Below are 7102 nucleotides of genomic sequence, written 5' to 3'. Positions count from 1 at the left end.
TTCGCGGTGGTGGCGCCGGTGACGATGAGGACTTCGATCTCGTTCCACCACCGGCAGACCGTGCGGTAGAGCCTTCTGGCCTCGGGCTGGCCTGCACGGTCGACCAGTCTTGCGAGCTCGGTCTTCGCCGCGGTGGCCTCAGCGATCGACCCAGTGTGCAGCAGTGTCCGGAGTTGTTCCTTCACCTCCCAGACGGCCTGCAGCCCGCCGGTGGGATCATCAACGGAGAAGACCACCTCGAGACGGTTTCGGGCCCGGTCCGAGAGCCGTTCCGCGCCCTTGAGCAGTAGCCGCCGGTTCGCCCACACAGGGTCGGTGGCCCGCCCGCGTCGGCCCTTGGCTTCCTGGCAGAGGCGTTGGCGGACTTCGGTGACCATGGCGTTCGCGAGCATGCTCAGGTGAAACGCGTCGACGCTGACAGCGGTGCGGGGCAACCACATCCGTAGCGCTTTGCGGAACGCCGCTGACGGGTCGATCGCGACGACCTGCACGCCGAGCCGCCACCCCAGTGGGCGGGCCTTGAGCCAGTCGCCGACCCCGGTGCTGTCGCGTCCGTCGACGACGCCCAGGACCTGCCCGGTGTCCAGGTCGACGAGGGTGGACATCCACGGTTCGTACCGGGTCCAGGCTTTCGTGGCCGGGTCTTGGAAGAACCGCACGGACCGGAACCGGTGCTCATCAATACCGAGCCTGACCGGTGCCATGGTGTCCACGTCCGGTAGTTTCACCACCGCGGCATCCAGGGCCCGCTGGACCAGCCACCAGGACACACCGAACGCAGTGGCGGTCTCCGACGCGGCACGCCCGGATCCGATCACCGCATCGGTCAGGGCCTCCCGCAGCCTCGCCGTGGACCGCGAGTATGCGGGTACTTGCGGGGTAGATTCAGCGAAGGTCGTCCGGGCGCATTCGGTCTCGTCGCAGAAGAACCGGCGTTTGGACCAGATGACCTCGACCGGGCCGGCGATCCGGATGTCGCGAATCCGCTGGAACCGGCGTGAATGCCGGCGGGCACTGATCACCCCACAGGCCCTGCAGCCAGCTTCCAGGACTGATTCGACCCGGATTCTACGCTGCCCGCAGGCAAGGACCTCCGCGCTGGTGACCCGGTAACCGGGAAGGTTGAAAACAGTAGTGGCAGCGTCGGTACGCATGGCAGTAGGCTCGATCAAGGCTCGTGGTTCCTGTCAGTGATGAATGCGTCAAGAACATCCATCCCAGCAGGGCCACGAGCCCTTATGCGCTTACGACACGAACCCGACTTTCACCACGAACCACGGAGAGCCATTTACGTTGGGTACTGCCTGGAGTAGCGATCTCCGCGTGGAGCCGGTGATCGGCTCAGTAGGCGGAGGGTAGAAGCCGAGGTGTCCGATCACGCGAGCGGCGAGAACCCGGCGAGGTTGTTTACTGAGGCCTAGAGGGCCGACTCGTTCGGCTGACAAGATACACAGCGTGCTGATTGGCCTGTACATAAGGTAAATTATTGGCGTTATCCGAGGTGTGATATGGAGTGTGATATCGCCCTTGATACAGCATGCGTTTCATGGAATGATGTAACGCATGACAGCTGTTGCAGGAGCCCGTGGCGGGCTAAAAGCACATCAGGATTCCATCCGTCTTCCCGATACCGAGCTGGTTCGCGACTTGCGCGACATTCTCGGGGCGAAGCTGGTTGCATACATCGGCTCGGTGAAGGAAACCCGCGCCGTGCGCCAATGGGCCGATGGCGAACGAAGGCCCTCGTCCGAGGTGATGACACGGTTGCGCCATGCCTATCATGCGGCCGCGTTGCTTGCTGAGCGGGACTCCCACGCCGTGGTCCAGGCGTGGTTCCAAGGCGTGAATCCCCAGCTGGACGATGTCCCGCCGGCGCGGCTGCTGCGAGAAGGCCGGGTTGAGGATGCGGCACAAGCCGTCCTCGCCGCTGCCCGGACGTTCGCGGCCGCAGGCTGACGGGTGGGTTCTGAACAGTTAATATCAGCTGCTGCGGAAACCCGAGTCTGGTGAATCGGATTCCATCCTGACCCGTGGGCATGGAGCGGGTGGGAATGCGCAACCAACGGCAGGTTCCCGGGCCGATGGGATGACCTAAACGGGAATTTCCGAACTGTGTACGCCGGATCTAACCTGCAGGCATGCTTGCTCGAGGTACTGGCCGGGTTCCGCCGCGACGCGAGACTTGCCATGGAGCTACTGAAGCGGCCGGAAATCGCTTACGGATTCCTGTTGGGCAGCCTGTACCTGCTGACCTATGCGATGGCCCGTGGGATCGATTCAGGAGATTCCGCTGTGGCGTTCACGACCATCAGCGCAGCGTTGGTGATTGTGATCTACCTAGGACATCGCTCGTTCAATGGACAGTTCCCTGCGCGCCGGGCTGAGGTCCAGACCGACACCGTGCCATCTCAAGGCCCCGGGTGCGACCAGGACGATCCAACCCGTCATGCATCAGGCAGGATTTAGCGGCTCACTGGTCCCAGGTGGTGCAGTCGATGTGCCCATCAGGGTGATCTTGGCGCTTCTACCTCACGATTCAATGCCTGGCAATACCTGATGAAATATCTTGCCTATAGCAAAATCAGGCAGTAGCGTTTCGAAAAGTAGTAGGAGCATTTGCAATAGCTTCAGCTACGGATTTTCAAATAATCGTTCAAAGATGAACGAGGATTCCTTTGTGGAAATCTGAGGGGAAATATTATGGGGGAAGTAAGTTTATCTGAAGGTTTGAAGTCCCGCAGAAGATCGGCCTTTCGTGGCGTCACCGTCACCGCAGCCGTACTTGGCCTTCTGGCAAGCGGCGTTGTTCCAGCATCAGCGGTACAAAACCCGGACGAGCAGGTGGTCAGCCTAATCGAACGAGTCGCACCTAACCAGGGCGACGTCGTAGGGGGGACGATGGCCCAAGGGAGTGTATTGGTCACGTCCGGCGCCAGCACAGTATCCATCCCGGAGGATCCTGGTGCGCCAATCAGTATTGAAGCACCGAACGGGACGGCGATGGATGTCAGCCTTCCGGTAGGTTTGGCTCTGGAAGATGGTCAAATCGCGTCGGATGGGACAGTCGTCTACCAGTCAGCAGATGACAGCGTTGACTCGGCAGTACAAACTCTGAACGACGGTTCGGTGCGTGTGCAGACGATCATTCGAAACCAAGATGCGGCCCATGAGTTTAGCTACGGACTCGGCAGTGGATTCGAACCAGTGGAAGCATTTGATGGTTCAATCTCGGCAGTCAAGATTACCGAGGACGGGTTCGAAGCGTTCAATGTTTCAGAGCCTTGGGCCCGCGATGCGACTGGGAAGGACATTCCAACGCATTATCAGATCCGCGGAAATGACCTGGTCCAGGTCGTTATGCCTGCCGCAGACACCGTGTACCCCGTCGTGGCTGATCCACAGTGGACTTGGTTTGCTGGTGGGTACGGCGCGAAGTTCAACAAGCGAGAAACTCGGAACTTCGCAAGCTATGGGTCTGCCGTGGCATTCTGTGGCGTTGTGCCAGGCACGCTCAAGATCGCCTGTGCGATCGCCGGAGGTTCATGGTTCATACAGGCGCGGACAGCAAGCAACTCGAACCAATGCATTTTTCTCGCAGCGATTCCTGCACCGATTGCTATTCGCTACACCGGATCAGGTTGCTACTAGGATGACGATAGAGCGAAAAATATTTCGAGAACAATAGCGAGGAAATTATGCAACTGATTGCCGTAGGACTCGTAGGAATTTGCTTCGGAGTGGTCTTGGCCAGTCTAAAAGTTCCGCAAATCCGCTGGGTGCCTCTTGTCTGCGTCTCGCTCCTCGTTGTTGTCGCTGTGGCGATGTTCCATCAAGTGGCAACCATCTCGCTGGTTGACGGGTTGTTCTTCGTCCTGAGTGTTGCGATTTCAACCTCGCTGTACGCAGGGGCGATGTGGAAGCGTGAAAGCGTCGATCCCTCCCTCGGCTATTGGGAGTGGGTCATACGCGATCTAACCCAGCCTTCCTATGGGCGAAGGGTGCATGAGTCGGTTTCGCCACGGCCCGAGGGGCATGAGCATGAAGGACAGCGGCAGCCAGCTTCATGAGGCTCAGGCCAAACTGCTGTAAGCCATGAAAAAGGATCCCTGGTTCACTAAAAAGGGCCAGGGATTCCCTCATGCATCAGGGTCGGCGCGATGCAGGCTTACGCCGAAGATCACAGAAAAATGATTCATCTGATGCAATAATCACTGTTCTACTTTAAAAAACGTCGATTATCGGCGTTATAAAACGCCTTGTCAGAAGCACTTTTATGGACGTTCCGTAGCTTTCGCGGCTGTCTTCAGCCCACCGAGTACTTATCTTTGCGACCACCTCGCGCGAACCTACGCATGGGCTAGGTCATGAAGCCGTCCAACAAGAAACAGGTACTGAAGTGCCGTCGTGATCGAGTAGGTCAAATCAGCCAGAACAGTCTTCGTAGTCATCCTGGTGCTCTCAGTGGACTCACTGCCGACTCGTCCCGCGCCTTCACCGGGGGCACCATCAATAACCATAAACAGGTATCCATTTTTTTGGATACGTGTTTATAATGTTGTATGCATAGTGACTTGAATCCTTACTCCCCTGGCTCGGGGCGTCGACCTTTCGAACTGGTTGGGCGAGCGAAGGAGATCGAGGCGTTTGACCTGCTTATCGCCAAGACGAGGCAGAGGCGCCCAGATCGGGGCATTGTGCTGCATGGTCTACGTGGGGTCGGGAAGACAGTTTTGCTTAACGAGTTCCGCCAGCAAGCGGAACGCGCCGGGCTGATGATTGTCTCGATTGAAGGCCGCGATGCGGAAGGGGGTTCTGAAGCTGTCCGTGCGAAGCTTGCCCGCGGACTTTTGCAAGCTGGCAGAAGAGCGAACCGACGCGGAATCCCTTCAGGCCTGAGAGAAGCCTTGGGGAGCATCGTGTCCTTTTCTGCGAAGCTGGGCGTCACTGGCATAGATATTGGCGTCAGCCTTGCTGCTGGTCGCGCGGACTCCGGCTCTATCGAAGTGGACCTCGAGGAGATGATCGAAGACCTCTGCGTCGCATTGTCAGATCAACGCCTTGCCCTGGTCTTCATCATCGATGAAATGCAGGATCTCGACGATGCACTCTTGTCCGCTTTGCTCAGCACACAGCATTTGGCCGGCCAGCGAGAGTGGCCTTTCTATATTGTTGGTGCGGGTTTACCCAATCTGCCTTCGGTCCTCGCGGAAGCACGCTCATACTCTGAACGGCTGTTCACCTACCGGCATATCGATGCCCTCCCCCGCGACGCCGCGATCTCTGCCCTGGCCGCACCAGCGGCCAAACATGGTGCCCGCTATGAAACGCAGGCTCGAGACCTATTACTCGAAGTGTCCGGAGGTTATCCCTACTTCATCCAGGAATATGGGTATGCGGCATGGGAAACGGCGCCCGAAAAGCTCATCACCGTCCAGGACGCCAAGATTGCCGTCACCATAGGACGATCGCAACTTGACCAAGGCCTCTTCCCGTCACGATGGATACGCGCGTCTAAGGCAGAAAAGGAGTTCCTGCGGCTCATGGCCATCGACGGGGACGGCGGGTCTGGTACCGCGGATCTCGCTGAGCGAAGTGGCCGGAAACAGAGCTCAATGACCATGACACGGGCCTCGCTCATCAGTAAAGGCATCATCTACGCCCCCTCGCTCGGCCGAGTTGCCTTCACCGTTCCGGGAATGGCCGACTACATACAACGCCAACACCATCTCTAAAGACTATTGTCGGCCGACCTGCCGGGGAACAGGAGAACAGTAAATGAGCGCACCAAACCGTAAAGGTACATCCGGGAGCTACACCGAGGGCATCATGTTGTTCTCGGTCATGGGCTTAGCTGCCGCGCTGTTAGGCGGTGCGTGGGCGTCCGCTCACTGGGGCTCATCGTTGGCCGGTATCGCTGCGCCTCCGTCTCATCCGATTGAGCTGATAGCGGGGCTCTTCAAAAGCGAAATCCCTTGGCCGGTACAGGCAACATTTATTGCCGCGGGCATGGGCGTGGCTCTGGTGCTGCTGATCGTGCCGTTCGTGATTTTGTCGGTGAAGCGCTCGGGGAAGAAAGCTCGCGTTGATAAAGCTGCACGGTATATGGGCCGGGGCAAAGAACTGGCTGCGTTCTCAGAACGTGGCGTTAAGGCCACTGCGCAGCGGTTGGGTGTTGAGGGCAGTCCGGGGATTGTCGTTGGTTCGGTGGTCTCGACCGGTCAGACGTTCTACCAGTCGTGGGAAGACCTCAGTATCGACATTTGGGGTCCGCGAACGGGTAAGTCCTCGGCCCGGATCATTCCGGCGATCCTGGATGCTCCTGGTGCGGTCATTTCGACTTCAAATAAGCGTGACGTGGTTGATGCCACTCGCGGGGTGCGTGCCGTGTCAGCTCCGGTGTGGATCTTTGATCCTCAGAAGATTGCGCAGGAGGAACCTTCTTGGTGGTGGAACCCGCTCTCTTACGTCACTGACGAAGATAAAGCGGCCAGGCTCACTCAGCATTTTGCCTCTGGATCTCGGGTGCCTGGGGCGAAGCCTGATGCCTATTTTGATCCGAAAGCGGAGGATCTGCTGACATCGATGTTCCTGGCCGCTGCCCTGGATGATCGGCCCATCACCGATGTTTACATTTGGGTTACTGTCCAGGTCAGTAAAGAGCCTGTGCAGATCCTTGAAGCTCACGATTACCCGTTGCAAGCTGCCGGGTTGGAGGCTCTGATCAACATTGCGCCGAAGCAGCGAGACGGTGTTTTCGGCACGGCGGAGAAGATGGTCCAGTGCCTCAAAAACCGGAACACGCTGCGCTGGGTTGCCCCCAGCGGTGGCGCGACGGTCGCCACTGATCAGCGGGTGCAGTTCGATCCGCGTAAGTTCGCGGCCAGCAAGGAAACTCTTTACGTGCTTTCCAAGGAAGGTGCTGGAACTGCTGCGCCTTTGACGACGGCTCTCACTGTGGCTGTGGCGGAAGCCATGGAAGAACGCGCTGAGCGTCTCGGCGGGCGTATGTGGACTGCTGTGGAGATTTAGGACAGTGGGCCCTCTTAAAATGGGGGTTCTACTGAAAGTGAGACCAGCAGCATGTCTGCATCAAGATCACGCC

6 protein-coding genes are annotated in these 7102 nt (G+C 58.5%); 5 read left to right on the top strand and 1 reads right to left on the bottom strand.

The window, feature by feature from the left end:
* On the bottom strand, positions 1 to 1154 hold a 1154-nt coding region (locus IWX64_RS16360; protein WP_334683380.1), incomplete at its 3' end, for an ISL3 family transposase.
* 409 nt (positions 1155 to 1563) lie between these two features.
* Here IWX64_RS16360 and IWX64_RS16355 point away from each other — a divergent pair.
* The 5 genes from IWX64_RS16355 to IWX64_RS16335 all read left to right on the top strand — a co-directional run bounded on the left by IWX64_RS16355 (position 1564) and on the right by IWX64_RS16335 (position 7029).
* On the top strand, positions 1564 to 1956 hold the full coding sequence (locus tag IWX64_RS16355) for a hypothetical protein (RefSeq protein WP_196868185.1): 393 nt from the start codon (positions 1564 to 1566) through the stop codon (positions 1954 to 1956).
* A 186-nt stretch (positions 1957 to 2142) separates the two neighbouring features.
* Positions 2143 to 2466, top strand: coding sequence for a hypothetical protein (locus IWX64_RS16350; RefSeq protein WP_334683379.1), 324 nt, complete (start codon positions 2143 to 2145; stop codon positions 2464 to 2466).
* Between the two features lie 234 nt (positions 2467 to 2700).
* Entirely contained in the window at positions 2701 to 3648 is a 948-nt protein-coding gene (locus IWX64_RS16345; RefSeq protein WP_196868184.1) for a hypothetical protein, read from the top strand.
* Between the two features lie 911 nt (positions 3649 to 4559).
* Positions 4560 to 5732, top strand: a complete 1173-nt coding sequence (locus IWX64_RS16340) for an ATP-binding protein (protein WP_196868183.1) — start codon at positions 4560 to 4562, stop codon at positions 5730 to 5732.
* A gap of 43 nt (positions 5733 to 5775) precedes the next feature.
* Positions 5776 to 7029 (top strand): type IV secretory system conjugative DNA transfer family protein, encoded by a 1254-nt coding sequence (locus tag IWX64_RS16335; RefSeq protein ID WP_196868182.1) that lies wholly within the window; start codon positions 5776 to 5778, stop codon positions 7027 to 7029.
* The last annotated feature ends 73 nt before the right edge of the window (positions 7030 to 7102 follow it).

Origin of the sequence: Arthrobacter sp. CAN_A212, assembly GCF_015752345.1 — a bacterium.
Taxonomy (GTDB): Bacteria; Actinomycetota; Actinomycetes; order Actinomycetales; family Micrococcaceae; genus Arthrobacter_D.
This window is presented reverse-complemented; position numbering and strand designations above follow the sequence as displayed.